Source organism: Nitratidesulfovibrio vulgaris str. Hildenborough, assembly GCF_000195755.1.
Classification (GTDB): Bacteria; Desulfobacterota; Desulfovibrionia; order Desulfovibrionales; family Desulfovibrionaceae; genus Nitratidesulfovibrio; species Nitratidesulfovibrio vulgaris.
In genome coordinates, this window is record NC_002937.3 from 2,616,747 (window position 1) to 2,640,777 (window position 24,031).

The following is a 24,031-nucleotide window of genomic DNA, read 5'->3' on the forward strand; positions in this document are numbered from 1 at the left end:
CCTACCTCGCCGTCCTTGAAAAATTGAGCAGCAGCCCCACGCAAATCAGCGATGAGAGCATGCTACTGCCGCCGTAGCTCAAGAACGGCATGGGGACACCCTTCGGGGGTGCCACGCCCATGACCACGGCGAGGTTCAGCACGGCACCCAGCAACAGCACCATGGTCACGCCGAAGGCGGTGAACCTGTCGCGCAGGTCGTGCTGACCGAGAATGATCTTGAAGCTGCGCCAGAACAGCAGGGCGAAGAGCGTCATCACGATGGTGACTCCGATGAGCCCGAGTTCCTCGCCAAGCACCGCCATGATGAAGTCGTTATGCGCTTCCGGCAGGTAGAAGAGCTTCTGGCGGCTGGCGCCTATGCCAACCCCGGTGAAGCCTCCCGACCCGAAGGCATAGAGCGACTGCACAAGCTGGTAGCCGGTATCCTGTGCATCCTTGAACGGGTCGATGAAGGCGAGCAGACGCCGGAAACGGTACGGCGAATGTACGATGAGCGCCCACGCGCCCATGATGGCGAAAGCCAGCGAGACGAACAGGTAGATGAAACGGGTGCCGCCCACGAGGCACATGAAGAAGAGAATCATGGCCAGAACCGCCGCCCCGCCGAAATCGGGCTGCAACAGCAGCAGCAGGCACAGCAGCCCTGTCACCGCGTAGGGCGGTATCACGCCGCGGCTGAAGGTCTTGATGATCTCCTGCTTGGTGCTCATGAAATAGGCAAGGTACATGGCAAGGGCGATCTTCGAGAACTCCATGGGCTGCAACGCCACGGGGCCGAGGGGTATCCACCGCCGCGCGCCGTTGATCTTGGCACCCACGGGAGTGAGCGTGAGCAGCAACAGGGCGATGACGCCGAAGAGCGCCGGGTACTGCAACTTGTAGAGCATATGGCGCGGCATGAGCGCCGCCACCCACATGGTGATGCCGCCGCCAGCGGCGAAGACGAGCTGTTTCTTGAAGAACAGGTACTTGTCGTGGTTGAAGCGCTCGGCCACGATGCCGCTGGCGCTGAGCACCATCATGAGTCCGATGCCGAGCAACAGCAGCACGATGCCGAAAAGCCACCAGTCCACAGGGCCGGTGGGGCCTTCAGCGCGGGACAGCACCTGTCCCAGCGGGCTCTTGCGCGTCATCCTGTTCATGCAAGCGACTCCACTGCGGCACGGAAGACGTCGCCCCTGTGCCCGTAGTTGCGGAAAAGGTCGAAACTTGCGGTGGCGGGCGCCATGAGAACCACCTCGCCCTGCCTGGCAGCAGAGGCGGCGCGGCGCACGGCCTCTTCAAGGGTGGCGTCCCACGTCATGGGTACGACGTCCCTCCACGCGGCCTCGAACACTTCCCGGCTTGCGCCGAAGAGCATCACGGCCCTGACCCTCTCACGCACCAGCGGTATCAGCCCTTCAAGGTCCCCGCCCTTGAACTTGCCTCCGGCAAGCAGCAGCACCGGGCGGTCGAAGGCCTCCAGCGCTACACGAAGGGCCGAGACGGTGGTGCACTTCGAGTCGTTCACATAGAGCACGCCGCCACGTTCCGCGACCTGTTCCAGCCGATGGGGCATAGGCGCGAAGGTGGCGACAGCCTGAAGCGCATTCTCGAGGGTGACCCCGAATTCGCGCGCCGCCGTCCATGCCGCTTCCGCGTTGGCACGGTTGTGGGCCCCGAAGAGACGACTCTCTGCGAACCTGTCGGTAGCCCGGAACGTCACGCGCCGGGCCTTCACGCCGTATCTGTCCACCAGCGGGGCAAGCCCCTCGCCGAACACAGCAAGGTCGTCCTCGTCCTGACAACGGAAGAGTCTGAACTTGGCATCGATGTATTCCTGCATGTCGGCGTGGTAGTCGAGGTGGTTCGCCGTGATGTTGAGAAGCATGGCGACCCGTGGCCTGAAGGTCGAACAGGTCTGCAACTGGAAACTCGAAATCTCGATCACCAGCACGTCTGCCCGCTTGCCCTCAAGCACGTACTCGCACAACGGCGTGCCGATATTGCCGCCGAGGAATACCGACAGCCCCTGCGTACGCAGCATGTGGGCGCAAAGACTGACCGTGGTGGTCTTGCCACTGGTGCCGGTGACGGCGATGACGGGCTCACCCGAGAGTTCACGCCATGCGAGTTCCATCTCCGCCATGACCTCCGGGCCTCCCGTGGCTGGCAGATAGGGTCGCAATGTCGCGACAGCCACGCCGGGGCTGGGCACGACAACGGCGGCATCCGCGAAATGCGCGGCGTCATGGGCCCCGCAGACGATTTCGACACCCGCGCCGGCGGCCCACTCCGCAAAGGTGGCGGGCACGTTGGCGGCATCGCGCTCGAGTACGCGCACCCGCGCGCCCTTGGCATGAAGGAGACGCGCCGCAGCGACGCCCGAACGCCCGGTGCCGACCACCACGGCGATGTCACCCGGCCTGATACCTCTGGTCTTTTCCTTGTCGCACGTCATGACGTCTTCTCGCGGTTACCGCAGCTTGAGAACCGAAAGGGCTATGAGCCCGAGCAATGCCGAGGTTATCCAGAAACGGATGATGATCTTCGATTCCGGGATGCCCTGCAGTTCGAAATGATGGTGCAACGGGGCCATGCGGAAGATGCGCTTGCCGCCGCTGAACTTGAAGTAGCCCACTTGCAGGATGACCGAGAGCGTCTCGACCACGAAGAGGCCACCTACCACCAGCAGCAGAAGTTCCTGCTTGCACAGCACGGCGAGAAAGCCCAGCGTACCGCCAAGACTGAGCGACCCCACGTCGCCCATGAACACCTGCGCCGGATAGGCGTTGAACCACAGAAAGCCCAGACCTGCCCCGACAAGTGCGCCGCAGAACACGGCCACCTCACCGACCCCGGGCACGTAGGGCACCTGAAGGTACCCCGCTATCTGGCTGTGCCCCGCCACGTAGATGAAGATGGAGAACACGATGCCCGCCACGATGGTGGGACCGATGGCGAGTCCGTCGAGACCGTCCGTGAGATTCACGCCGTTGGATGAGCCGACCATGACCGCCACTGCGAACGGAATGTACAGCCAGCCGAGGTCGGGCGTGAGCCCCTTGAAGAAGGGAAAGGCCAGCTTCGTGGAGTAGGCAGGCAGTTGCACCAGCAGGTACATGGCAGCCACCGCCACCCCGACCTGCCACAGGAACTTGGCGCTGGCTGTCAGCCCCTTGTTGTTGCGCCTGCGCAGCTTCGTGTAGTCGTCGAGAAAGCCGATGAAGCCGAAACCCGTGAACACGAGCAGCGTCAGCCAGATATAGGGGTTGCGCAGGTCGGCCCACAGCAGCACGCTGAACGTCACCGCAAAGCCGATGAGCAGCCCGCCCATGGTGGGAGTGCCTGCCTTGGACATATGGCAGGTGACGTCTTCATGGATGAACTGGCGGCACTTGAGGCGTTGCAGCCACGCGATGAAACGCGGCCCCACAACGATGGAGACGAGCAAGGCCGTCGCCAGCGCCCACGCCGAACGGAAGGTGATGTACCTGAAGACGTTGAAGACGGTGATGTCCGAACTGAGCGGATACAGCAGATTATAGAGCATCGTGAACCTCTGCGGTGGCGAAGGCGTCACCGAAGGCGGCGCGCAGGACTTCGAGCCTGTTCCCGCGTGAACCCTTGAAAAGCACATGGGCCGATGCAAGGCCCAGCGACGCGAAACGGTCGACGAAGCTGGCGGTGTCATCGACTGCGCAGAAGAGCCCGCCATACCCGCCAAGACGCAAGCCCATGGCTACGGCTTCGGCGTTGCCGCCCTTCCAGAAGACGGCCCGCGCCCCGGTGGTGGCCAATTGCCTGCCGAGACGCTCATGCGCGTCGGCGGCCTCTTCACCGAGTTCGAGCATCTCGCCAAGTACGAAGACCAGTGGCCCGCCAGCAGCCATCTCCGTGACAGCCTCGACCATGCGGGCCGATGAGAGCGGATTGGCGTTGTAGGTGTCGTCGATGCAGACGAAGCCGCCCACCGTCGCGCAGGCGAAACGTTGGCGCGGCAGCACGGCCTCTGCCAGCCCCGCGGCAATCTCCTCGCCGGAAAGCCCGCACAGATGCGCGGCGGCGGCCACGGCTGCAACGTTCTCGGCACCGAACGCCCCACGGAAGGGCGCGACGACCTCATGGACCGAACCGTCGAGCCATACACGGTAACGCCCGCGCACGCCGCCGTCGCTCCCTGCGGCGTCGGCAACAGGCCCGTCATAGGCCGCCCGGTAGCCCACCCCACGACCCGATGCGGAAAAGAACTGCAACCTGCGGCACACGCTACGCGCCTCGCGCACGAGGTCGTCATAATCGGCGCAGACAAGCCCCGTACCGCCTTCGGCCAGATGAGCCAGCAGCCGCGACTTGTAGTAGGCCACGCCCCGGTCGCCCAGACCGGCCACATGCCCCTGCCCGACATTGAGCACCAGCCCGATGTCGGGCCGCAGCACGGCACCGAGTTCGTCCATGTCCTGCGGCTGGCTGATGCCCGCCTCCATGACCCAGAAAGACTCGTTGCCTGTGGCTTCGAGCATGGAGAGAGGCAGCCCTATCTGGTTGTTGAGATTGAGCGGATTGCGTGCCGTATCACCCCGCACGCCAAGCACCTGCGCCAGAAGTTCCTTCACGGTGGTCTTGCCTGCCGTGCCTGTGACGCCCACGACGCGGGCCTTCGACCGCATGCGATGCAGGTTGGCGAGTCTGCCGAGGGCCTTCACGCTGTCGTCGACGACCATAATGGTCACGTCGGCGGATGGGCACTCCCCGTTGAACGGGTCGCGTTCAGCGATGAGGACGCGTGCGCCCTGCCGCACCACATCGGCGGCAAAATCATGTCCGTCGAAACGCTCACCCCTGATGCAGACGAAGAGGTCGCCCGGCGCGACCTTGCGGCTGTCGGAACGCACGGCGGCGAAGGTCGCGTCGCCCTGCGCGCCGAGTATCGCCCCTGCCCCGAGGGACTCGCGCATTTCGTTCGGTGTCAGTTGCACCCAAGAATCTCCCGGATGGTCTGTTGGTCGCTGAAAGGCAGCTTGCGGTCGCCCACCTGCTGATAGTCCTCATGCCCCTTGCCTGCCACGAGAAGCGCGTCTCCGGGACGCAGCATCTCCAACGCAAGGGCGATGGCCTTGCGCCTGTCGGCCTCCGCCACGACCTCACGCGCCCCGGCAAGGCCGGGCTTCACGTCTTCCATGATGGCGAGCGGGTCTTCATGGCGGGGGTTGTCGGACGTGAGGACGGCCACGTCGGCATGTGCGGCCACGGCAGCGCCCATGAGGGGGCGTTTGGTGCGGTCGCGGTTGCCGCCGCAGCCGAAGACCGTGACGATGCGCGTGAAGCCCACATCGCGCAACGCGCGCAGCACGTTGACGAGGGCGTCCGGCGTATGGGCGTAATCGACGAAAACGTCAAGCCCCCGGTCGTTGGTGATACGCTCCAACCTGCCGGGAACTCCGGTGAAATTTTCAAGATGAACAAAATCGGCGGGCGAGAGGCCAAGCCCGAGACCCACGGCCTGAACGGCCAGCAGGTTCGAGGCGTTGTGTGCGCCCACGAGCGGAGAGTCGACCTCCCACGTGCGGCCCTCGAAGTGCATGCGCAGGTGAACGCCCGCAGTCGAGCAGCGCAGCATCTCACCATGCAGGTGCCTCGTTCCGGACACGGGCGCACCGGTGAGGGCGAAACCGACTGCACCCGGCAGGTCGGCGAGCAGACGCCGCCCCCAGGGGTCGTCGGCATTGACGGCACAATGCTTGCCGACTTCCGGCAACTCCCTGAAAAGGCGTGCCTTGGCGTTGAAGTAGGTCTCCATGTCGCCATGGTAGTCGAGGTGGTCTTGCGTGAGGTTGGTGAGCACCGCCCCGGCGAAACGTATGCCCGCGACCCGCTCCTGATCAAGCGCGTGCGACGACACTTCCATGAAGGCGACATCCACACCCGCACCCGCCATCTGGCCAAGCATCTCGTGTAGTTGCAGACAGTCTGGAGTGGTCAGCGGGGCGGCCTCGACATGCCCGGGCCACCGGTAACTTACCGTTCCGAGCACGCCGCACCGGCGGCCTGCCGAGGCGAAAAGATGTTCGAGCAGGTAGGTTATCGTCGTCTTGCCGTTCGTACCTGTCACGCCGACAACGGGAAAGGGCAACGATGCCGTGCCGTAACGCGCCTGCCCGAGCGCACCGAGCGCGGCGCGGGGGTCGTCATGCACAGCCACGGCAAAGGCGGCTTCCGGCAGGTGTTGCAGGCCGTCTGCACGGCACACGACCATGGTCGCCCCCTGCGCCACCGCCTGCGTGATGAAGGCGGCCCCGTCCACGGCGACGCCGGGAACGGCCACGAAAACGTCGCCCGGACCGACTCTGCGCGAATCGGTCCGTATCTGTGGGAGGGTCGCGGCAACGCGCCCGAGAAGGGTATCGAACGTCACTTGTTCAGGTTTCATGATCGCTCCGAAAGCCACAGTATGTATTCCTTGTCGTCCTGCCATGCGGCTCCCGGCTCGGGCGACTGCTTGACCACCGTCTGTCCCGTTCCCTTGAGGACGGGCACCCTGCCCTTCGTGGCGAACATCTCCACGGCACGGCGCACGGGCTTGCCCACCACATCCGGCACGTTGTCGGCGGTCTCGATGACACGCTCCGAGATCTCGCGCCTGACTTCCTGACGGATATCCTGCGGCGCACCCTTCTTCTGCACCTCGGCGACCTTGAGGTCGTCGGTGTCGACCGGTTCCGGCAGCAGGCCGTGGTAGGCCATTGTACGCAGGGCCACATGCTTGAACACCGGGGCCGCAACTACACCGCCGTAGGGGCTGCGCGTGGGTTCGTCGACCATGACGAAGATGAGGTAGCGCGGGCGGTCGATGGGTACGAGGCCCACGAACGAGGCAAGACGCCCCTTGCCGTAAGACCCCGAACTGTCGGCCTTCTGCGCCGTACCCGTCTTGCCGCCGATGGTGATGCCAGCGATGCGCGCACGCGTTCCGGTGCCGTCCTCCTCGACAACGTCGCGAAGCATGTCCATCACCTGCCGGGCGACCTTGTGCGAGAAGATGCGGCGCGGTTCTGCGGCCACGGCCACGCCGGGGCCCACGGGCGACGGGGACGGCACGACGTCCTGCTGCTGTGCACCGTTTTCAGGGATGAAGAGACGCAACTTCTTCAGCACGCCATCATTGGCAAGGGTGAGGTACCCCTGTGCCATCTGCAACGCGGTGACCGAAACACTCTGCCCGAACGAGGCGGTGATGAGGTCGGCTTCGCTCCAGTCACGGGGTTTGCGCAGAATGCCCTTGCTCTCTGCCACGGGCACGCCGGTACGTTCGCCGAAGCCGAGCTTGACAAGATAGTCGTGGTAACGACGCGTTCCCAGTTCCAGACCGATCTTCGCGCACCCGATGTTGCTGGAGTAGCGCATGATCTTGTTGACGGGCAGCCAGTCGTAGCTGTGGGTGTCGCGGATGTTGATGGTGCGCGTCTTCCACTTGCCCTTCTCGCAGTAGAAGAGCGTGTCGGGCGTGATGACGCCCTCCTGAAGTCCTGCGGCGACGAGGAAGGGCTTGAATGTGGAACCGGGTTCGAGCGCATCGCTCGCAAGACGGTTGCGCCAGCGGGCCGGCGTGTATTCCCTGTAGGCGTTGGGATTGAAGAAGGGGTACTGTGCCCACGCGAGGATGTCGCCACTCTGCACGTCGACCACCAGTGCGCCACCCCATTTGGCCTCGTAGGTGTCGACGGCGTCGGCAAGGGCCTCTTCGGCGAAGAACTGCACCTGCATGTCAATGGTCAGGCGCACATCGCCACCGCGGATGTCGTTGTCCGAAGAACCGGGAAGGTAGAAGCGTCTGCCTGCGGCATCCCGTTCCATGACCATGCGGGTGGATGTTCCCGCCAGCGAATCGTCCATGGCGCGTTCGACGCCCTCCAGCCCCTTGTCGTCGAGACCGACGAAGCCGAGCAGCTGTCCGGCCATCTGGCGGAAGGGGTAGATGCGTTCGTATTCCGTGGTCAGGCCCACCCCGGAAAGCTTCGCCTCGCGCACGAGGTTGGCCTTGCGGTCGTCCACCTTGCGGGCAAGCCATGCGAAACGCCGACGTTCCGAGAGGGCCGCACGCACCTGCGGCAAGGGCAGGTCGAGGCACCGCGACAGAACAGCGGCCGTGTTGTCCACATCCTGCACTTCGAGAGGATGCACATAGACCGAGCGCATCTCGACGCTACGTGCCAGCACCTGGCCGTTGCGGTCGAGGATGGAACCGCGCTGGCCCGTCACGAGTTCGGCAGCCACATGCTGCCGCCGGGCCATGCCCGCAAGCCTGTCACCTTCGATGACCTGCACGTGCCATGCGCGCATCCACAGCAGACACCAGATGACACCGAACAGCCCGGCCACTGCCTTGATGCGCAGCCTGCCCCAATCCACATTGCCAAGGCGCGACGAAAGCCCCCCGCCCATGCGGGAGGTCTTCTGGCGCGTGTTGCGCGTCTTGCGTGGTGTCTTGGCCCTCAGCATACTTCTCCGGCGGGCTACAGTCCGCCATCTCCCAGTCGACGTATCTGCCCCTGCCGCGCGTCCCTCATGCCGAGGGCAACGGCCTTGCGCCCCAGTTCATAGGGCGAGAGCAGCCTGTCACGTTCCACTTCGAGTTTGGCCTTCAGGCTTTGCCTGTCTTCAAGTTCGCCCTGCATCCGGCGCAGGTTGTAGGCCATGTCCATACGTTCGATGTTCAGCCACACCAGCGAAAGACCGATGACGAGGGAACTGAGCACGGAGAGGATGATGGCGAGAAGCCAGCCGCCCATACCCTGACGCACGGTTATACCTTCTCCGCCGCACGCAGTTTGGCGCTCGAGGCGCGCGGATTGCGGGCCAGTTCACCATCGGTCGCCGTGACCGGTCTCTTCGTGAGTATCCGCACCTCGGGGCTATGCCCGCAGACACAACGGGGCACATGCCGGGGGCAGCGGCACCCTTCCGCCCAGTGGCGCATACGATGTTTGACGATGCGGTCTTCCAGCGAATGAAAGCTTATGACCACAAGCCGACCGCCGGGGGCGAGTCGGGCGAGGATGGCATCGAGGAATCTCTCAAGTTCGCCCAGTTCGTCGTTGACGGCCATACGCAACGCCTGGAAGGTGCGCGTGGCCGGATGGTTGCGGGCCGTGGCCCGCCACTTGGCGGGATAGGCGCGCTCGACGATGGCGGCAAGTTGCAGCGTGGTGTCGATGGAACCGGTATTGCGGGCGTCGACGATGGCACGGGCGATGCGCCCCGCCATGGGCTCTTCGCCGTAGCGGGCGATGATGTCCCTGAGCACTTCGTGACGTTCACGGTTCACGAGGCGCCACGCCGATTCGTGGGCGTCGGGGTCCATACGCATGTCGAGCGGCCCGTCGGCATGGAAGCTGAAACCGCGTTCGGCGAGGTCTATCTGCATGGATGAGACGCCGATGTCGATGAGTGCACCGTCCACAGTGGGCCAGCCGAGGTCGTCGAGAGCCTCTTCGAACTCGCTGTAACGCAGGTGGTACAGATGGGTCTGCCCGGCGAAAGGCGCAAGGCGCGCCGTGGCGCGACGCAGGGCCTCGGGGTCGCGGTCGAGGCCGCACAGTTCAGTTCCCTCACCCGCCCGTTCGAGCACCGCACTGGCGTGCCCCGCCAGCCCCAGCGTCCCGTCGAGGTACCGCCCGCCCTTGCGCGGGGCGAGATACTCAAGCACCTCTTCCAGCAGCACGGGGATATGGGCAGCCCACTCGGGCGCCGTCATGTTCTCAGGATGCTCGCTCATAACCCCGCCTGCGTCAGAAGCAGAAATCTATGCCGCTTTCGGCCAGTTCTTCAGTGACGTCATCGAAGTCCTGCGCCACGATGGCGTCGAACTTCGACTGGTCCCATATCTCGAAACGGCTTCCCTGCCCGACCAGCACCACATCCTTGGTAAGTCCGGCATAGTCCATGTGCGAGCGCGAGACGCGCACCCGCCCCTGCGGGTCTGCCGTCATCTCCTCCGCGCCACCGATGACCAGCCTGCGAAAGTCGCGCATCTTGCGCGAGGGGTTCTTCAGGCGGTTGAACTTGTCTTCGAACTCGACCCAGTCCGGATACGGGTAGCCCACGACGCAACCATCGAAACTCGTCAGCACGAGCTTGCCTTCCTCCGAGCGAGATAGCAGAATATCCCTGAACTCGGGGGGCAGCATCAGCCGACCTTTGGGGTCGAGACTGCGATGAGAGCGTCCGCGAAACAGCATGGGAGCACCTTACCACGATTTACCACAATTTCCCACTTCATCTATGATAGAGCCCCGAGTGTCAATACGCTGAGAAGAGGAGTCTAGATATTATGTAGAAGTCTGGGGACAAACATCTTGACAAGACTAGACAAATTGCGGAGAGCACACACTATGCGCACAAAGATTATCGCCACCATCGGCCCCGCCTCCCGTTCGCACGAAGTCCTTTCACGCCTCGTCAATGCAGGCGTGGGCATCTTCCGCCTCAACTTCTCGCATGGCGACGCATCCATGTTCGTGGAGCTCATCGGGCTTCTGCGCGAACTGGAGCGTGAGAGCGGGCGCCCGCTCACCATCCTGCAAGACCTTTCGGGCCCGAAGATACGGATAGGCGAAATCGCCAAGGGCGCGCTCTCCGTCTCCAAGGGTGACAGGCTCCTGCTGGGGCCCGCCCCTGCCCCCGCCGACAACCGCCCCTTCATTCCCTTCGACCATCCCGCCGTACTCGCCGAGTTCGAGATCGGCGACAGGGTGGTGCTCTCCGACGGCGGGCTGCAGTTCCGTGTCGTGGACAAGGGGCCGAACGGCACCTTCGAGCTCGAGGCCAACAACAACGGCATGATCACCTCGCGCAAGGGCCTCGCCCTGCCGGGCAAGTCGGTCAAGCTCGCCGCGCTCACGGCCAAGGACCGCAAAGACCTTGCCGACGGCCTCGCCCTCGGGGTCGACGCCGTGGCGCTCTCCTACGTGCAGACCCCCGACGACATCCGCGACGCCAAGGAGATCATCCGCGCAGCGGGCCGCAACATCCCCGTCATCGCCAAGCTTGAAAGGCAGAACGCCGTGGACAGGCTCGACGAGATACTCGCCGAGACCGACATCGTCATGGTCGCCCGCGGCGACCTCGGCGTGGAGTGCCCGCTGCCCGAACTGCCCGCCATGCAGAAGCGCATCATCCGAGCCTGCAACCGTGCGGCAAAGCCCGTCATCGTGGCGACGCAGATGCTCCTCTCCATGGTCAACAGCCCCTCGCCCACACGCGCCGAGACCACAGACGTGGCCAACGCAGTGCTGGACGGTGCCGACTGCGTGATGCTCTCCGAAGAGACGGCCATGGGCAGCTTCCCGGTGGAGACCGTCAATTTCATGAAGGAAATCGCCATGAAGGCCGAAGAGCTGCACTTCGAATTGCAGCGTCTTCGTGAGCCTGACGTGGGACGCGGTTCGGCCGACTTCCTCGCCTACTCCGCCTGCCTGCTGGCTGAGAAGGCCAACGCCGATGCCATCGTCTCGCACAGCCTGAGCGGCAGTTCGGCGCGGCTCATCTCCTCGCGCAGGCCGCAGCAGCCGGTCTATGCCATCACGCCTGACCCGGCAGCCCAGCGCTGGCTCAACTTCTCGTGGGGCGTGTTCCCCGAGGGGGGCGACGAAGGCATAAGCGGACACCTTGAGCGTGCAGAGGCGTTCATCGAACGCTGCCCGGACATCCCCGATGGGGCCGACGTGGTCATCACCGCCGGACAGCCGAAGCCGGGCGACACCCCGCGCGGCACCAATCTGGTCAAGATTTACAGGAAATAGGCATGTGCGCGGTCAAAAGCCCCATCCCGGACAACATCTCCGAAGAGTACTACCAGATAAGCGCGGCGATTCTCTCGAGCTTTCCCAAGTATCGACCGCCTGTCGACCTCTTCCGTTTCCGGGACGACATCGCGCAACTCACGCCTTACAGCCGCAAGGGGCAGCGGCTTTCCAACGAACAGGTCGAAGAGGTCGCCCGCCTGTGTGACGAGGGCGACCTCTTCGTATCACGCACAGACCACCCCATCTATTCGCAGCACATCGTCAAGCAACTCGACCTCATCCTCGTCGACAGGAATCTCAAGGAAAGCGAGGTGGCTGACATCTGCCTGCGCGCCCTGGCACTCCGCTTCAGCGACTTCGCCGACCAGCCCGTGCGCCCCGTGTTCGAGACCCTCTACAAGGACATGATGGTCTTCACCGAGTATCTCTGGCAGGACAGGCACCGCATCAAGCTCTTCATGCGGCGCCTCTTCCGCGAACACACACTGGCACAGCACTCGCTCAACACCCTTGCCGTGGGCCTCTGGCTTTTCATCAACTCCATGGGTGACGGGCTCAAACGACGCGACCTCGACAGGGCCGCACTGGGCTTTTTGCTGCACGACCTCGGCATGGCGCGCATCCCCGCCTTCATCCTCTCCAAGACGACCCCGCTCAAGCCCGAAGAGCGCGACAAGATTCCCCTGCACCCCCTTTCGGGCATCAAGACGATGCACAAGCTGGGCCTTGCCTTCGACGAGATGCGACAAGCCGTACTCGAACATCATGAGCGGCTCGACGGTTCAGGCTACCCGCAGAAGCTCAAGGGCGAGCAGGTAAGCCGCATCGGCCGCATCGCCGCCGTCGCCGACTCGTTCAGCGCCATGATCGCCCAACGGCCCCACGCCCCCGCCAAGGAGCCCCTTGTCGCCGCACAGGAACTGGCAGCCGACCGCAACCGGTACGACACGCGCTACACAAGCCAGCTTCTGACCGCCTTCATGACCGGGGCGTTCTCCCGCGAAGGCGCGGCGACCACCGCCCTCGTCCTCGAAGCGCAGCCCACCCGCTCCTAGACGGCAACGGGTGTGCACCCCGCTTCCCTGTGCCCCTGCCTCCCACGATGACGCCCGTTCCCCTCAGGACGGCAAGGCACGAAAGGCGCTCACCTGCTCCGGAGTCGACACCGCCTGCCCGCACCTTTCGCAGGACACAAACGCCTCAGACAACAGAAAGGCCGCCCATGAGAGCGGCCGTCCTATTCCGTTGCCCGCGAACACGGGCACATGATGCGACTAGCTGCGACAGATGATCTCGCCGCTGATTTCGCGGAACACGTCGCTGATCATGATGGTGCCGATGACCTTTCCGGCTTCGACCACCACGGCATAGCTGCGTCCCTTCTTCACGAAGCTCTCCAGGACGAGCAGAATCGGTTCATCGGGGCCGACCACGGTCATGTCCCGGTCCATGAGGTCGGCGACGACCGACGACCCCGCCACCTTGCAGGCATTGCGGAAGATGCGGTCGAACCCGTCCTCCTCGATGCCGCGCAACGACCCGGTACGCAGCAGGTTGTCCTCCATGAAGCGCATGGTGTCCCAAATGGAGAGCGCTCCCTTGAGGTGCCCCTCGTCATCCATGACGAGGGCGCACAGGCTACCGGACCCGTCGGAAACGCATGCATTGAGCTTTCGCATGGCCTCGGCCAGCGAATCGTCCTCACGAAGGCGGGGATAGTCCTCCCGCACGATGTCCCAAGCGCGCTTTCTGAGCAGCATAAGTCCTCCTTGCGTGTCCGGTGCGGCAGGCACCGGACTACGGCGCCATGCTGGCATCGGTGACGATTCACGACATGCGAAGCCTTGTGCCGCTTCGCCCGACGGGAACGGCATCCCCCCGGCTCCATTGTCTTTGTAGCTTCACACCGTGGTGTCATGCAAGCGTATCATGCCCATCCCGCGCGAATACGGCGCACGGGCACACTACAGGGCACATGCCCCCGGCACCTGCCTTCATGACACGCGCACCGCGTCGCCCCTTCGGCAGACAGGGTACGCGGGCATCCTGCCTGAATCGCGGGCGAACCTGCTCACGGCGGAAGCAGGGCGTCCCCCCCACGGTACGTCCAGAAGACACCCGCTAATCGAAATCGGCGAACAAGGCGCCCACATGCAGCGGCCCGAGCACCACTTTCCGGTGTTCAGCCCGCAAACGTGCCTGCGCCTCCTGCAGATGGGGCGACGTGATGCCGTTGCGGATGGAGGTATGCGCCTCGATGAACGCCGCCATGGTGTCGCACACCTTCAGCACCCGCCCATCCTTGGGGTCGAAGGCATCACGATTGGCCCACCCCTGAAGCGCATCGAGGTCGACCTTGACCACCTTGCCGCCGTCGCGGATGGTCTCGTCGAACTCCGACCCCGTCTCGATGCCCAGGAAATAGCCGATGCGGTCGGCAAGCGCGCCGTGCCCCGCTTCGGTGAGAGGCCTGAAGACGCGCCTGTCCAGTTCCTGCTCTTCGTACTCGCGGATGAGTTCGGGCAGACGCTCCACTGAACGCTTCACGGGAGAGATGATGTCACGGGTGAGCAATTCGGGCAGGTCGTGGAACAGTCCCGTGAAGAAGTCGTTCTGACGGCGCGCCTTGCATGCCCCCAGCACGACGCTGAAGAAATAGCCGTAGCACGCCACGATGAACATGTGCCCCAGCACGGATGTCTCGGGAATGCGCGGCGTCTGCGACCAGCGCTTCTGAAAGCGCAGTTGCCCGCAAAGGTTGGCGAACCGCCCCACGGCATTGCTCGTGCCGCCGATGAGTTCGACGACACCGCGCACGTCGGTCAACTCGCCAAGACGCCGCTGGAATGAGCCGTCGATGTCGCCCATCTCGTCATCGAACGCATTGAACGGCTTGATGACGTTGAACTCCCAACCCGAGGCGTAGAGATGCGCGGCGTTGAGAATCCTGTCCGCCAGCGTATCGTGGTCGCGGCGTTCGAAGTAGGCGACAAGACGCTCCCACAAGCCTGCGTCAAGCGGGCTGACGATGCGCTCGAGTTCTTCAAGCACCCACTGCGTCAGCTGGCGGTAGTGCTCTTCATTCTCACGGATGCGGTAGAATACCGGTGGTTTGATGTCGGTGATGACAAGACGGTAGAAATAGTCGAAAATACCGCCCTCGACCACAGCCTCGCCAAGGGCGAGACGTTCCTCCTCGGGGAGGTGGGCACCGTTCAGTTGCAGGAGAAGCCATGCCACGATCATCTTGTGGCCCTGCTTGTCCACCTCGATAAGTTCGACGGGCCGCAGCTTGTCGTTCCACCTTTTCATGTACGAACCGGAAAAGACGAACTGGAGAAGACTCTTACGTATACCGGACATCGTGCCTCCGAGGGTCGATAAAACTTCTTGGCAATGTATGCCTTCATGGTATAAAGCTCAACAGTTTGACGAAACAAGGATACTACCCCCCGTAGTCCTGCCGGCAATCGGCGCCGGAGCCCGTTACTCTCCAGTTGACATGACGGGGGGAATTCCATAGATAGACCCTTCTTTCGAGCAGCAGAGAGGAGATACTGATGAAAACTTTCAGCCCTACGCCCGAGAACATCAACCGCGAATGGTTTGTGGTTGACGCAGAAGACAAGATTCTCGGCCGTCTCGCCACCCAGATTGCACATCGCCTGCGTGGCAAGCACAAGCCTGAATTCGCTCCGCACATGGACAACGGCGACTTCATCGTCGTGGTCAACTGCGAAAAGATCAAGGTCACCGGCAAGAAGCTGGACCAGAAGAAATACTACAACCACTCCGGTTACGTGGGCGGGCTTCGTGAAACCAGCCTCGAGAAGCTGCTCGCCAGCAAGCCGGAAGAAGTACTGCTCAAGGCCGTGCGTGGCATGCTGCCCCGCAACCGCCTTGGTCGTGCCATGCTCACCAAGCTCAAGGTCTACCGTGGCACCGAGCATCCCCATGCCGCCCAGAAGCCCACGCCCCTTGAGCTGACGTACTAATCAGGTCCGGAGATAGCCATGACCAAAGAATTCAATTACGGCACCGGCCGTCGCAAGACCGCGACCGCCCGTACCCGTCTCTACCCCGGTACCGGCGTCATCGAGATCAATGGTCGCCCCTACGAAGAGTTCTTCCCCCGCAAGACCCTCCAGATGATCATCCGTCAGCCCCTCGTGCTCACCAAGATGCTCGAGAAGTTCGACGTGAAGGTCAATGTCGCGGGCGGCGGTATCAGCGGTCAGGCCGAGGCTGTGCGCCACGGCATCTCCCGCGCCCTGCTCGAACTCGACGCCGAACTGCGCCCCGTTCTCAAGCGTGCCGGGTTCCTCACCCGTGACGCTCGCAAGAAGGAGCGCAAGAAGTACGGTCTGCGCGCCGCACGCGCCCGCTACCAGTACTCCAAGCGTTAATCCGCGCGTTTTCCCCGGATACGCAACCGGATACGCACCCCGGATACGACAGGCAGGCCCGCATTGCGGGTCTGCCTTTTCGTGTTCGTGAAGCATCGCCGTCCCTGAAGCCCCGCCCTCCTGCGTGTATGCCCTGTGCACCGCGTATCCACGCACCTCTCATGCATGAGCACCATGACAATGCGTGCGACTCCCATGCCAGCCCCACTCCGGTCATACATCCTGACCGCATGACAGATGATGGTCAGCGGAGGCACAGCTTCCCGGAGGGGGCAGGTCGACGTGAGGTCTTCATGAACCATCCACGGTACCCCATGAAGCAGCGCCGACTCGCAACGGAGACCCTGCCCGCGTACAGGCAAGCCTCGGTGCCATCGAACATCAGCCACAGCACGGATGACACGCACCACGTCAAGGGCATGGCCTCACGCGAGGCAGCATCCGTCAATCACCGTACACGCCGCCTTCACCCCCCACCCCGTCGGTTGACACGCAAGCCCCGCCCCGCATACACCAAGCAACCACCCCGAATCACGCGACAGGACATGAGAATGATGACACGACGTGAAGGCGCACGACTTTTTGAAGGATGCTGCGTAACCATCATCGGCATGGCCGGTGCAGGCAAGACGACAGTGGGAAGGGAACTTGCACGCCAGATGGACTGGGCACATGTGGACACGGACAGCCTCATCGAGGCGACGTACGGGACAGTACTCCAGAATGTGGCCGACAGCATGAGCAAGGAAGCCTTCCTCGATGTGGAAGCCGGCATCATCTGCCGCATCGGGGCGAAACGGGCTGTCCTTTCCACGGGTGGCAGCGTCGTCTACCGGGCAGAGGCCATGCGCCATCTCGCGTCACTGGGCCCGGTCGTCTATCTTGATGTCTCGCTGCCGCTCATCCTCGAACGCATCGCCCGCAACCCCGACAGGGGCCTCGCCATCGCACCGGGGCAGACCATCGAAGACCTCTACAACGAACGCAAGGCCCTGTACGAAACGTATCAGGACTTCACCTTGACCGCCGACACCCTCACGCCCGAGGAATGCGGTCGCGCCATCCTGTCATGGCTGGAGACGGCAGATGCCTAAAAGACCCGTACGCAAGCCCGGTGTATTTGCACGCCTCGAAGACCTCTACACCCGCATGGAGACCGCCTACAACGCCACGGCGGCGGCTGCGGGGCTGACCTGCACCGGGTGTGACGACAATTGTTGCCGGACGCATTTCCGTCACCACACTCGCATTGAGTGGGCCTACCTATGGAAGGGGATGCTCTCCCTCTCCCCGGAGAGGCGTGAGGCCTACCTCGAAAGGGCGAAGGACGTTGTCGCGCAGTGTGATGCCGCCCTCGCCGCCGGAGTCGTGCCGAGAGTCATGTGTCCGCTCAACGACGAAGGGCGGTGCGGTCTCTACAAGTACAGGCTCATGATCTGCCGCATGCACGGTACCCGCAACATCCTCCGCCTCCCCGATGGAAGAACGCAGGTGTTCCGCGGCTGCCATCGTTTCGACAACTGTACGGCACAGTTCGCCGATGCCGACCGTCCATCGCTTGATCGCACACCGCTCTACACCGAGCTCGCAAAGCTGGAGATGGAGCACCTCGGGCCCACAGCAGCACGACAGCAACGGGTCGACTTGACCCTCGCCGAAATGCTGGTCTATGGTCCCCCAAAGCCTTGACCCACAAGAACATCAACCCCGGAGAAGTCATGCTGCGTGCAGTCGCTCTTCTGCTTCTCTTGATGCTGGGCGGCTGTGCCCAGACGACGGCCCTCCATCTGCAGCGGGCATCCGCCCTCGCAGGTCAATCCGGCACGCTGACCATGCGCCACGCAGCCTTCGACTACACCACTGTGGCCCTCGACCATCAGGTCGGCGTCGTCGGTACGGCACGCCTCGTTCCCGCTTCCGTGCCATCGTGGGCGAAACACGTCGCGCAGTATGTCGTCTATGCCTACATCTGCGATACTTCCGGTAACGTCCTCGCATCCGGCGACATCGACTTCATCCCGCGCACCATCGAAGAATCCGGCGCACTTCCGTTCGAAATACGCATCGACACACGATTCCAACCGGGAGACAGGCCCCTGCAACTGGCCTTCGGCTACCGTATCGTCCTCCGCGAATCGTCCATGCCCGATGAGGGCCGCAGCTTCGTCGCCACTGAGGTCGCCCTGGAGGAATGATCCTGCGGCTTTTCATCTCGCCGATGCAACCTCCGGCACATCGTCGAGAATCGAGCGACATAATACTGCGACGCCGCCACGTGGTCGTGTTCTCCCTGAGTGCACCCGCGCGCCATTCCAGCGCCATGATGCCCCGTCATCATAGCCGGTTGCGCATCCCCCTCCGTCAGCCCCCCGGTCCCTGCCCAGAGTATCAGTAGACAGCTACCGTAACGTGCCAAACGGTGTCTGCCGTTTCACCGCGCCATATGCCCTTGCGCGTCTGCCCGCACTGCAGCACCCACGCCCGGCACCACGGCGGGCCTTCCGCCCATCTTCACGCCTGACCGTCTGCTCAAGGCCGACTACGCCCTGCAGCCACGTCTGCAGCCATGCCGGGTCGTCGCAAAGGACTCTGCAGCGGGCCGCCAGCATACCTGCCCCAAAAGATATCATGTGCGTTCACACCGCACACCGTTGACCGAAAAAACGCCCTGCCTGTACCATGGAAGGTATATCCGTCATCATGGAGGTAGCGCGATGCGGTCAGCAATTCGATGGGGTCTGCTCACACTGGTGCTGTTGTCTCCTGCACTAGCGGCAGCCTATGACGTACCCAAGGAAATCGAGATCAAACGTCCGGCCAAGAACAAACCCGTGGCCTCATGGGTCGGTCCCGTGAAGTTCCCGCACGGATTCCATGCCATCCACAACCCGTGCAAGGCATGCCACCACGAAGAATCCGACAAGTCCCTCGGCAGCTTTCTTCCCTGCAGCCAATGCCACAACAAGCCCGGAGATGCCGAACAGATGAGCTTCTATCGGGCCTGGCACAATGACAAGGCCTATAGCTGCATGGGGTGCCATCGCCAGAAGCGCCTTCTGAAGCAGGGTGAGCCACCCATTTCATGCACACGCGGATGTCATCCCTTGCCTACCGGGGGTGCACAATGAGCTACACGACACGCATTCCGGCAAAACTCCTTGCTCGACAGGCTGAAGACGGTCGCATGACCCGCCGCGAGTTCATGAAGTTCTGCGGCATCGTCGCCGTCGCCATGGGCATGGGCCCCGGATTCGCCCCTGCCGTCGCCGAGGCGCTTCAGGCAAAGGGGCGCCCCAGCGTGGTGTACATGCATGGCGCAGAATGCACTGGCTGCACCGAAGGTCTTCTCCGTTCCATCGACCCCTTCATCGACATCCTGATGATGGAGGTCATCTCGCTGGACTACTGCGAGACGGTGATGGCGGCAGCAGGCAGGGCCGCCCATCATGCGCTGGAGGACGCCCTTCGCAACCCCGCGGGCTACGTCTGCACCATCGAAGGTGCCATTCCCACCCGCAAGGGCGGGGTCTACGGGCAGGTCGGTGGCGAGACCATGCTCTCGCTGTTCAGCCGGGTGGCGAGCGGGGCCAAGGCTGTCATCGCCATGGGCACATGTGCGAGCTTCGGCGGCATACAGGCAGCCGCCCCCAACCCTTCGGGAGCCATCGGCGTACGCGAAGCCCTTGCCCCGTTCGGCATCCAGCCCATCAACATCGCAGGATGCCCCCCCAACCCGGTGAACTACATAGGTACCGTCGTCCATCTGCTCACCAAGGGCATGCCCGAACTCGACAGTGCCGGTAGGCCGAAGATGTTCTACGGCACGACCGTGCACGACCAGTGTGAAAGACGGAAGCACTTCAACGCCGACGAGTTCGCCCCCGGCTTCGAATCGAAGGAGGCACGTGAAGGCTGGTGCCTGCACAAGCTGGGATGTCGAGGGCCCTACACCTACAACAACTGCCCGACAGCCCAGTTCAATCAGGTCAACTGGCCGGTCAGGGCTGGAGCCCCTTGCATTGGCTGCAGCGAACCCGGCTTCTGGGACGCGCTGGCCCCCTTCAACAAAGATGTCCGCCAGAAGAGCGACAAGGCCTAAGGAGGCATCAGCATGACGGCTAAAGCATTCACAGGGCCCATCACCATAGACCCCATCACGCGCATCGAGGGGCACCTCAAGATCGATGTGGATGTCAAGGACGGCAAGGTCGCCAACGCATGGTCCAGCGCCCAGTTGTTCAGAGGCATCGAGATGATCGTTCAGGGACGTCCGCCGGAAGACGTGCACCACTATGTGCAGCGTGTCTGCGGCGTATGCACCACGACACATGCGCTGACCAGCATCCGCGCCGTCGAGAACGCCATCGGCCTCAAGCCTCCGCCAGCGGCAGAACTCGTGCGGCTGCTCATCCTGTCGACCCTCGACGTGCACGACCACCTCGTGCACTTCTACCACCTGCACTCGCTCGACTTCTTCGACATGGCAGATGCCCTGAAAGCGGATGCCGTGGCTGCGGCGAAGCTCGCGAGCGAGGTCTCGGGACGGGAGACACAGCCCGGCGACTTCTTCATCGTGCAGGGGCGGCTCAAGAAGTTCGTAGAGGGTGGGCAACTGGGGTGGCTCAATCACGCCTATTCCCTCGGTGGGCATCCGGCGTATCGCCTCTCGCCGGAAGAGAACCTCATCCTTGCCACCAACTATCTCGAAGCGCTCAAGGTACAGATGAAGATAGCACGGGCCATGGCCATCTTCAGCGGCAAGAACCCCCACGCCCAGACCATGCAGGTAGGGGGTGTCACCTGCTACGAAAGTCTCCGGCCTGAACGTATCGCGGAATTCAGGGCCCTCTATGAGGACACGCGCGCCTTCATCAATCACAACTACGTGGGCGACCTCACCATACTCGGCAAACGCTATCCCGAAGTGGCGACGTACGGGCGCACTACGAACTTCATGGACTTCTCCGACTTCTTCGACCCTGAGACGGGCAAGGCACCCTTCTTCAGAGGCGGGGTGATGTGGGCGCGCGACTTCAAGAAGGTCGAGGAGGTGAACCCGGAACAGATAGTGGAGCATGTGGCCCACAGCTGGTATGTCAAAGGAGCCCCCAAGCCCCCGTATGACGGCGTCACAGCCCCGGACTACACGGGCTACGACCAGAACGACCGGTACTCGTGGGCCAAGGCCCCGCGTTACAGGGGCGAACCTGTTGAAACAGGCCCTCTTGCACGACGGATGCTCGCCTACGCACGGGGCGAACAGGAGACCGTCCGCCGCATGGATGCATGGCTCGCAGCCTGCGGGCTGAACAAGGAGAACATGTTCTCCACCATGGGGCGCACTGCCGCCCGGATGGTGGAATGCGTGGTGCTCATGAACCGTATCGAAGGTTGGCTCAACGACCTTGAAGCACGCATCAAGGCTGGTCCGGTCGAGATATTCAAGCCATGGAAGATGCCCGACAAGGCCAAGGGCGTGGGCTTCTGTGCCGTGACGCGAGGCGGCCTCTCACACTGGATACGCATCGAAGGCGGAAAGACGGCGAACTACCAGATGGTGGTGCCAAGCACATGGAACCTCGGCCCCCGGTGCGAGGCTGGCAAGCCCTCTCCCGTCGAGGAGTCGCTCATGGGCAACCCTGTACTGGATGCCGAACGCCCGGTGGAGGTCTTGCGGACCGTCCACTCGTTCGACCCCTGCCTTGCCTGTGCCGTCCACCTCATTCATGCGGGCGACAGACAGGTCATACGCGTCCTCTAGCGGCCCGCGTGGCCGTTGCCGCACTGCGACGAATGGCAACGGAACGGGCAAACGCCGCATTGCAACGACAAGGGGCACCGCCAGCAAACGGCGGTGCCCCTGCAAAGGAAACAGAACGAAACGTATAGAGCGGAAGACGCTGCTACTTGGCCTTACGGCGCTTCTCCCACAACTTCATATCCTTCATCTTCTTACGACGCTCACGCTGCAACGACTTGCACACCAGCGGAGAGTTCTTCTTGAGCCCCCACTTCTCACGATAGCTGTCCGGGTCGAGACCATGACTCGCCAAGTGTTTCTTCGTGAGAATCTTGAACGACTTGCCGCATTCGAGGCAGGTGATGGTCTTTTCCTTGATGGCCTTGCGAGGGTCTCCCCCCGTTTCGCAGCAGCCTTCTTCAAGGTTCATCTCACCTTCCGCAATGGCCTTCAGCCCTGTGGCGAGCTTACGTACCATGGCGGTGATTTCATCCTCGGTCATCGTGCGCACACTGGCCTGCGCCTTGACTATTTCCAGTGCCTCTTTGAGGAATTCGTCCATGTGGGCCCCCCTGTGGACCTTCCGGTGACGTAAAGAACGATTTTCAACAACTTGCAGACAGCCGTCACATACAGTCACCACAGATAAACGTCAACACAATGAATAGTGCAAAGCCCACAACAGTCGGCACAACGAACGATCAGATTAGTTTTCCTTAAAGTACAACCAAAGCCACCCCACTTGCATAGCCTGTTCCAAAGGTACTTCTGCGTAGAGGCTATTCCGAAGCACGCGACATCCATCGTTCGGCACAGCCACGCCCATAGCTGCATGGCCTTTCACAGGCTCATGACAAAAAAAGGCGGCCTTCAGCATTGCGAAGGCCGCCCACAGTACGTAGCACGCTAGAGCATCACGATTGCGCGGCCCTTTCCTGCAGTATGGCGACAGCCGGAAGTTCCTTGCCTTCAAGGAACTCGAGGAAGGCTCCACCACCCGTGGAGATGTATCCCACACGGCTGGCAACGCCATACTTCTCGACGGCGGCGACGGTATCGCCACCGCCGGCTATCGAAAAGGCAGGACTGTCGGCGACAGCCTCGCACAGGGCGCGGGTTCCTGCCCCGAACTGTTCCCACTCGAAAGCACCCACCGGGCCGTTCCAGACGATGGTTCCGGCGGCGAGCAGAATCTCGCGGTAACGTGTCGCCGTCGCGGGGCCGATGTCGAGAATCATCTCGTCAGGGCCGACTTCGGAGACCTTCCGCACCGTGGCAGGGGCACCATCGGCCAACTCGGGGCCGACCACCACGTCCAGCGGCACGGGAATCTCACCGCCAGCTGCCCTGGCTGCGGCCATGAGGCGTGCGGCCTCTTCCACGAGTTCGGGCTCATAGAGGGACTTGCCCACTTCGTAACCGGCGGCCTTGATGAAATTATTGGCGATGCCGCCGCCCACGATGAGGCGGTCGACACGGTGTGACAGGTTGTCGAGAAGCGTCAGCTTGGTCGAGACCTTCGAACCGCCGATGATGCCCACAAGCGGGTGCTTCGGGGCGTCAAGGGCGCGTTCCAGCGCGTCAAGTTCTGCAGCCAGCAGCGGCCCCGCGCAGGCAACAGGGGCGAAGCGCGCCACGGCGTGGGTAGAAGCCTGCGCCCGGTGTGCGGCACCGAACGCGTCCATGACGAAGATGTCGCACAGAGCGGCAAGCCTTCTGCCCAGTTCCTCGGTGTTCTTCTTCTCACCCTTGAGAAAGCGGACGTTCTCGCACAGGACGCAATCGCCCTCGGCGACATCCACACCGTCGATGTAGTCCTTCACAAGACGCACATCACGCCCGAGTTCGCGCGAAAGATGTGCGGCCACAGGGGCGAGCGAAAAAGCCTCATCGAACTCGCCCTCTACGGGGCGACCCAGATGCGAGACGATAAGCACACGGGCCCCCGCCTCCATCGCCATGCGAATGGACGGCAGAGCGGCGCGTATGCGCTTGTCGCTGGTGATGCGCCCCTCCTTGAGGGGCACGTTGAGGTCTTCACGCAGAAGAACCCGTTTTCCCTTGAGGTCGAGATCGGTCATCTTGATAACGGCCATGCGT

The 24,031-nt window shown here is 62.9% G+C and carries 23 protein-coding genes; 10 read left to right on the forward strand and 13 right to left on the reverse strand.

What is annotated here, in order from left to right; all coding sequences use genetic code 11:
* Position 1: 1 nt before the first annotated feature.
* The 9 genes from ftsW to mraZ are packed head-to-tail and all read right to left on the reverse strand — an operon-like array spanning position 2 to position 10,219.
* Complete coding sequence (gene ftsW, locus DVU_RS11715) at positions 2 to 1,144, reverse strand: putative lipid II flippase FtsW (RefSeq protein ID WP_011791803.1); 1,143 nt, start codon at positions 1,142 to 1,144, stop codon at positions 2 to 4.
* Positions 1,141 to 2,442, reverse strand: coding sequence for a UDP-N-acetylmuramoyl-L-alanine--D-glutamate ligase (murD, locus tag DVU_RS11720; RefSeq protein ID WP_010939776.1), 1,302 nt, complete (start codon positions 2,440 to 2,442; stop codon positions 1,141 to 1,143). Before murD ends, ftsW begins: the two co-directional genes overlap by 4 nt.
* Before the next feature lie 15 nt (positions 2,443 to 2,457).
* Complete coding sequence (mraY, locus tag DVU_RS11725; protein WP_010939777.1) at positions 2,458 to 3,534, reverse strand: phospho-N-acetylmuramoyl-pentapeptide-transferase; 1,077 nt, start codon at positions 3,532 to 3,534, stop codon at positions 2,458 to 2,460.
* Complete coding sequence (locus DVU_RS11730) at positions 3,524 to 4,960, reverse strand: UDP-N-acetylmuramoyl-tripeptide--D-alanyl-D-alanine ligase (protein ID WP_010939778.1); 1,437 nt, start codon at positions 4,958 to 4,960, stop codon at positions 3,524 to 3,526. Before DVU_RS11730 ends, mraY begins: the two co-directional genes overlap by 11 nt.
* Positions 4,951 to 6,411, reverse strand: coding sequence for a UDP-N-acetylmuramoyl-L-alanyl-D-glutamate--2,6-diaminopimelate ligase (locus DVU_RS11735; protein ID WP_010939779.1), 1,461 nt, complete (start codon positions 6,409 to 6,411; stop codon positions 4,951 to 4,953). The genes DVU_RS11730 and DVU_RS11735 overlap by 10 nt, the downstream gene beginning before the upstream one ends.
* A complete protein-coding gene (locus DVU_RS11740) occupies positions 6,408 to 8,480 on the reverse strand; it encodes a penicillin-binding transpeptidase domain-containing protein (protein ID WP_010939780.1) in 2,073 nt (690 codons plus the stop codon). Before DVU_RS11740 ends, DVU_RS11735 begins: the two co-directional genes overlap by 4 nt.
* Before the next feature lie 14 nt (positions 8,481 to 8,494).
* The gene (locus DVU_RS11745; protein WP_010939781.1) at positions 8,495 to 8,782 is read right to left on the reverse strand and encodes a hypothetical protein; all 288 of its coding nucleotides are present in this window, start codon (positions 8,780 to 8,782) and stop codon (positions 8,495 to 8,497) included.
* A 2-nt stretch (positions 8,783 to 8,784) separates the two neighbouring features.
* Entirely contained in the window at positions 8,785 to 9,756 is a 972-nt protein-coding gene (gene rsmH / locus DVU_RS11750; protein ID WP_010939782.1) for a 16S rRNA (cytosine(1402)-N(4))-methyltransferase RsmH, read from the reverse strand.
* Positions 9,757 to 9,769: 13 nt separating this feature from the next.
* Positions 9,770 to 10,219: a division/cell wall cluster transcriptional repressor MraZ gene (mraZ, locus tag DVU_RS11755; protein WP_010939783.1), complete on the reverse strand. Its 450-nt coding sequence runs from the start codon at positions 10,217 to 10,219 to the stop codon at positions 9,770 to 9,772.
* A 153-nt stretch (positions 10,220 to 10,372) separates the two neighbouring features.
* Between mraZ and pyk the strand changes: the two genes are divergently transcribed.
* Both pyk and DVU_RS11765 read left to right on the forward strand, forming a co-directional pair.
* Positions 10,373 to 11,782, forward strand: coding sequence for a pyruvate kinase (gene pyk / locus DVU_RS11760; protein WP_010939784.1), 1,410 nt, complete (start codon positions 10,373 to 10,375; stop codon positions 11,780 to 11,782).
* Between the two features lie 2 nt (positions 11,783 to 11,784).
* Entirely contained in the window at positions 11,785 to 12,840 is a 1,056-nt protein-coding gene (locus DVU_RS11765) for an HD-GYP domain-containing protein (protein WP_010939785.1), read from the forward strand.
* Positions 12,841 to 13,059: 219 nt separating this feature from the next.
* Here the strand turns inward: DVU_RS11765 and DVU_RS11770 are convergent, their stop codons facing one another.
* Both DVU_RS11770 and DVU_RS11775 read right to left on the reverse strand, forming a co-directional pair.
* Positions 13,060 to 13,545, reverse strand: coding sequence for a CBS domain-containing protein (locus DVU_RS11770; RefSeq protein WP_010939786.1), 486 nt, complete (start codon positions 13,543 to 13,545; stop codon positions 13,060 to 13,062).
* 361 nt (positions 13,546 to 13,906) lie between these two features.
* Positions 13,907 to 15,148, reverse strand: coding sequence for an HD domain-containing protein (locus tag DVU_RS11775; protein WP_010939787.1), 1,242 nt, complete (start codon positions 15,146 to 15,148; stop codon positions 13,907 to 13,909).
* A gap of 197 nt (positions 15,149 to 15,345) precedes the next feature.
* On the opposite strand from DVU_RS11775, the gene rplM reads away from it, so the two are divergent.
* From rplM to DVU_RS11815, 8 genes are all read left to right on the forward strand, one after another.
* Positions 15,346 to 15,780, forward strand: a complete 435-nt coding sequence (gene rplM, locus DVU_RS11780; RefSeq protein ID WP_010939788.1) for a 50S ribosomal protein L13 — start codon at positions 15,346 to 15,348, stop codon at positions 15,778 to 15,780.
* 18 nt (positions 15,781 to 15,798) lie between these two features.
* Positions 15,799 to 16,191: a 30S ribosomal protein S9 gene (gene rpsI, locus DVU_RS11785; protein WP_010939789.1), complete on the forward strand. Its 393-nt coding sequence runs from the start codon at positions 15,799 to 15,801 to the stop codon at positions 16,189 to 16,191.
* Positions 16,192 to 16,742: 551 nt separating this feature from the next.
* Positions 16,743 to 17,285: a homoserine kinase gene (gene thrB, locus DVU_RS11790; RefSeq protein ID WP_010939791.1), complete on the forward strand. Its 543-nt coding sequence runs from the start codon at positions 16,743 to 16,745 to the stop codon at positions 17,283 to 17,285.
* Positions 17,278 to 17,880 (forward strand): hypothetical protein, encoded by a 603-nt coding sequence (locus DVU_RS11795; RefSeq protein ID WP_010939792.1) that lies wholly within the window; start codon positions 17,278 to 17,280, stop codon positions 17,878 to 17,880. Before thrB ends, DVU_RS11795 begins: the two co-directional genes overlap by 8 nt.
* Before the next feature lie 29 nt (positions 17,881 to 17,909).
* The gene (locus DVU_RS11800) at positions 17,910 to 18,386 is read left to right on the forward strand and encodes a lipoprotein (RefSeq protein WP_010939793.1); all 477 of its coding nucleotides are present in this window, start codon (positions 17,910 to 17,912) and stop codon (positions 18,384 to 18,386) included.
* A gap of 519 nt (positions 18,387 to 18,905) precedes the next feature.
* Positions 18,906 to 19,319 carry a cytochrome c3 family protein gene (locus DVU_RS11805; RefSeq protein ID WP_014524526.1) on the forward strand — a complete coding sequence of 138 codons (414 nt, stop codon included), beginning with the start codon at positions 18,906 to 18,908 and terminating at the stop codon, positions 19,317 to 19,319.
* Positions 19,316 to 20,290, forward strand: a complete 975-nt coding sequence (locus DVU_RS11810; RefSeq protein WP_014524527.1) for a hydrogenase small subunit — start codon at positions 19,316 to 19,318, stop codon at positions 20,288 to 20,290. Before DVU_RS11805 ends, DVU_RS11810 begins: the two co-directional genes overlap by 4 nt.
* A 12-nt stretch (positions 20,291 to 20,302) precedes the next feature.
* Complete coding sequence (locus DVU_RS11815; protein ID WP_010939796.1) at positions 20,303 to 21,952, forward strand: nickel-dependent hydrogenase large subunit; 1,650 nt, start codon at positions 20,303 to 20,305, stop codon at positions 21,950 to 21,952.
* Between the two features lie 142 nt (positions 21,953 to 22,094).
* On the opposite strand, the gene DVU_RS11820 is transcribed toward DVU_RS11815, so the two are convergent.
* Complete coding sequence (locus DVU_RS11820) at positions 22,095 to 22,493, reverse strand: MucR family transcriptional regulator (protein ID WP_010939797.1); 399 nt, start codon at positions 22,491 to 22,493, stop codon at positions 22,095 to 22,097.
* A gap of 352 nt (positions 22,494 to 22,845) precedes the next feature.
* On the reverse strand, positions 22,846 to 24,027 hold the full coding sequence (locus DVU_RS11825) for a phosphoglycerate kinase (protein ID WP_010939799.1): 1,182 nt from the start codon (positions 24,025 to 24,027) through the stop codon (positions 22,846 to 22,848).
* Positions 24,028 to 24,031 lie beyond the last annotated feature (4 nt).

What these genes read in the sequence shown, in the direction of transcription:
- ftsW (WP_011791803.1), bottom strand. Translation starts at nt 1,144, where the DNA reads ATGAACAGGATGACGCGCAAGAGCCCGCTGGGACAGGTGCTGTCCCGC.
- murD (WP_010939776.1), bottom strand. Translation starts at nt 2,442, where the DNA reads ATGACGTGCGACAAGGAAAAGACCAGAGGTATCAGGCCGGGTGACATC.
- mraY (WP_010939777.1), bottom strand. Translation starts at nt 3,534, where the DNA reads ATGCTCTATAATCTGCTGTATCCGCTCAGTTCGGACATCACCGTCTTC.
- DVU_RS11735 (WP_010939779.1), bottom strand. Translation starts at nt 6,411, where the DNA reads ATGAAACCTGAACAAGTGACGTTCGATACCCTTCTCGGGCGCGTTGCC.
- DVU_RS11740 (WP_010939780.1), bottom strand. Translation starts at nt 8,480, where the DNA reads ATGCTGAGGGCCAAGACACCACGCAAGACGCGCAACACGCGCCAGAAG.
- rsmH (WP_010939782.1), bottom strand. Translation starts at nt 9,756, where the DNA reads ATGAGCGAGCATCCTGAGAACATGACGGCGCCCGAGTGGGCTGCCCAT.
- mraZ (WP_010939783.1), bottom strand. Translation starts at nt 10,219, where the DNA reads ATGCTGTTTCGCGGACGCTCTCATCGCAGTCTCGACCCCAAAGGTCGG.
- pyk (WP_010939784.1), top strand. Translation starts at nt 10,373, where the DNA reads ATGCGCACAAAGATTATCGCCACCATCGGCCCCGCCTCCCGTTCGCAC.
- DVU_RS11765 (WP_010939785.1), top strand. Translation starts at nt 11,785, where the DNA reads ATGTGCGCGGTCAAAAGCCCCATCCCGGACAACATCTCCGAAGAGTAC.
- DVU_RS11770 (WP_010939786.1), bottom strand. Translation starts at nt 13,545, where the DNA reads ATGCTGCTCAGAAAGCGCGCTTGGGACATCGTGCGGGAGGACTATCCC.
- DVU_RS11775 (WP_010939787.1), bottom strand. Translation starts at nt 15,148, where the DNA reads ATGTCCGGTATACGTAAGAGTCTTCTCCAGTTCGTCTTTTCCGGTTCG.
- rplM (WP_010939788.1), top strand. Translation starts at nt 15,346, where the DNA reads ATGAAAACTTTCAGCCCTACGCCCGAGAACATCAACCGCGAATGGTTT.
- rpsI (WP_010939789.1), top strand. Translation starts at nt 15,799, where the DNA reads ATGACCAAAGAATTCAATTACGGCACCGGCCGTCGCAAGACCGCGACC.
- thrB (WP_010939791.1), top strand. Translation starts at nt 16,743, where the DNA reads ATGATGACACGACGTGAAGGCGCACGACTTTTTGAAGGATGCTGCGTA.
- DVU_RS11795 (WP_010939792.1), top strand. Translation starts at nt 17,278, where the DNA reads ATGCCTAAAAGACCCGTACGCAAGCCCGGTGTATTTGCACGCCTCGAA.
- DVU_RS11800 (WP_010939793.1), top strand. Translation starts at nt 17,910, where the DNA reads ATGCTGCGTGCAGTCGCTCTTCTGCTTCTCTTGATGCTGGGCGGCTGT.
- DVU_RS11805 (WP_014524526.1), top strand. Translation starts at nt 18,906, where the DNA reads ATGCGGTCAGCAATTCGATGGGGTCTGCTCACACTGGTGCTGTTGTCT.
- DVU_RS11810 (WP_014524527.1), top strand. Translation starts at nt 19,316, where the DNA reads ATGAGCTACACGACACGCATTCCGGCAAAACTCCTTGCTCGACAGGCT.
- DVU_RS11815 (WP_010939796.1), top strand. Translation starts at nt 20,303, where the DNA reads ATGACGGCTAAAGCATTCACAGGGCCCATCACCATAGACCCCATCACG.
- DVU_RS11820 (WP_010939797.1), bottom strand. Translation starts at nt 22,493, where the DNA reads ATGGACGAATTCCTCAAAGAGGCACTGGAAATAGTCAAGGCGCAGGCC.
- DVU_RS11825 (WP_010939799.1), bottom strand. Translation starts at nt 24,027, where the DNA reads ATGGCCGTTATCAAGATGACCGATCTCGACCTCAAGGGAAAACGGGTT.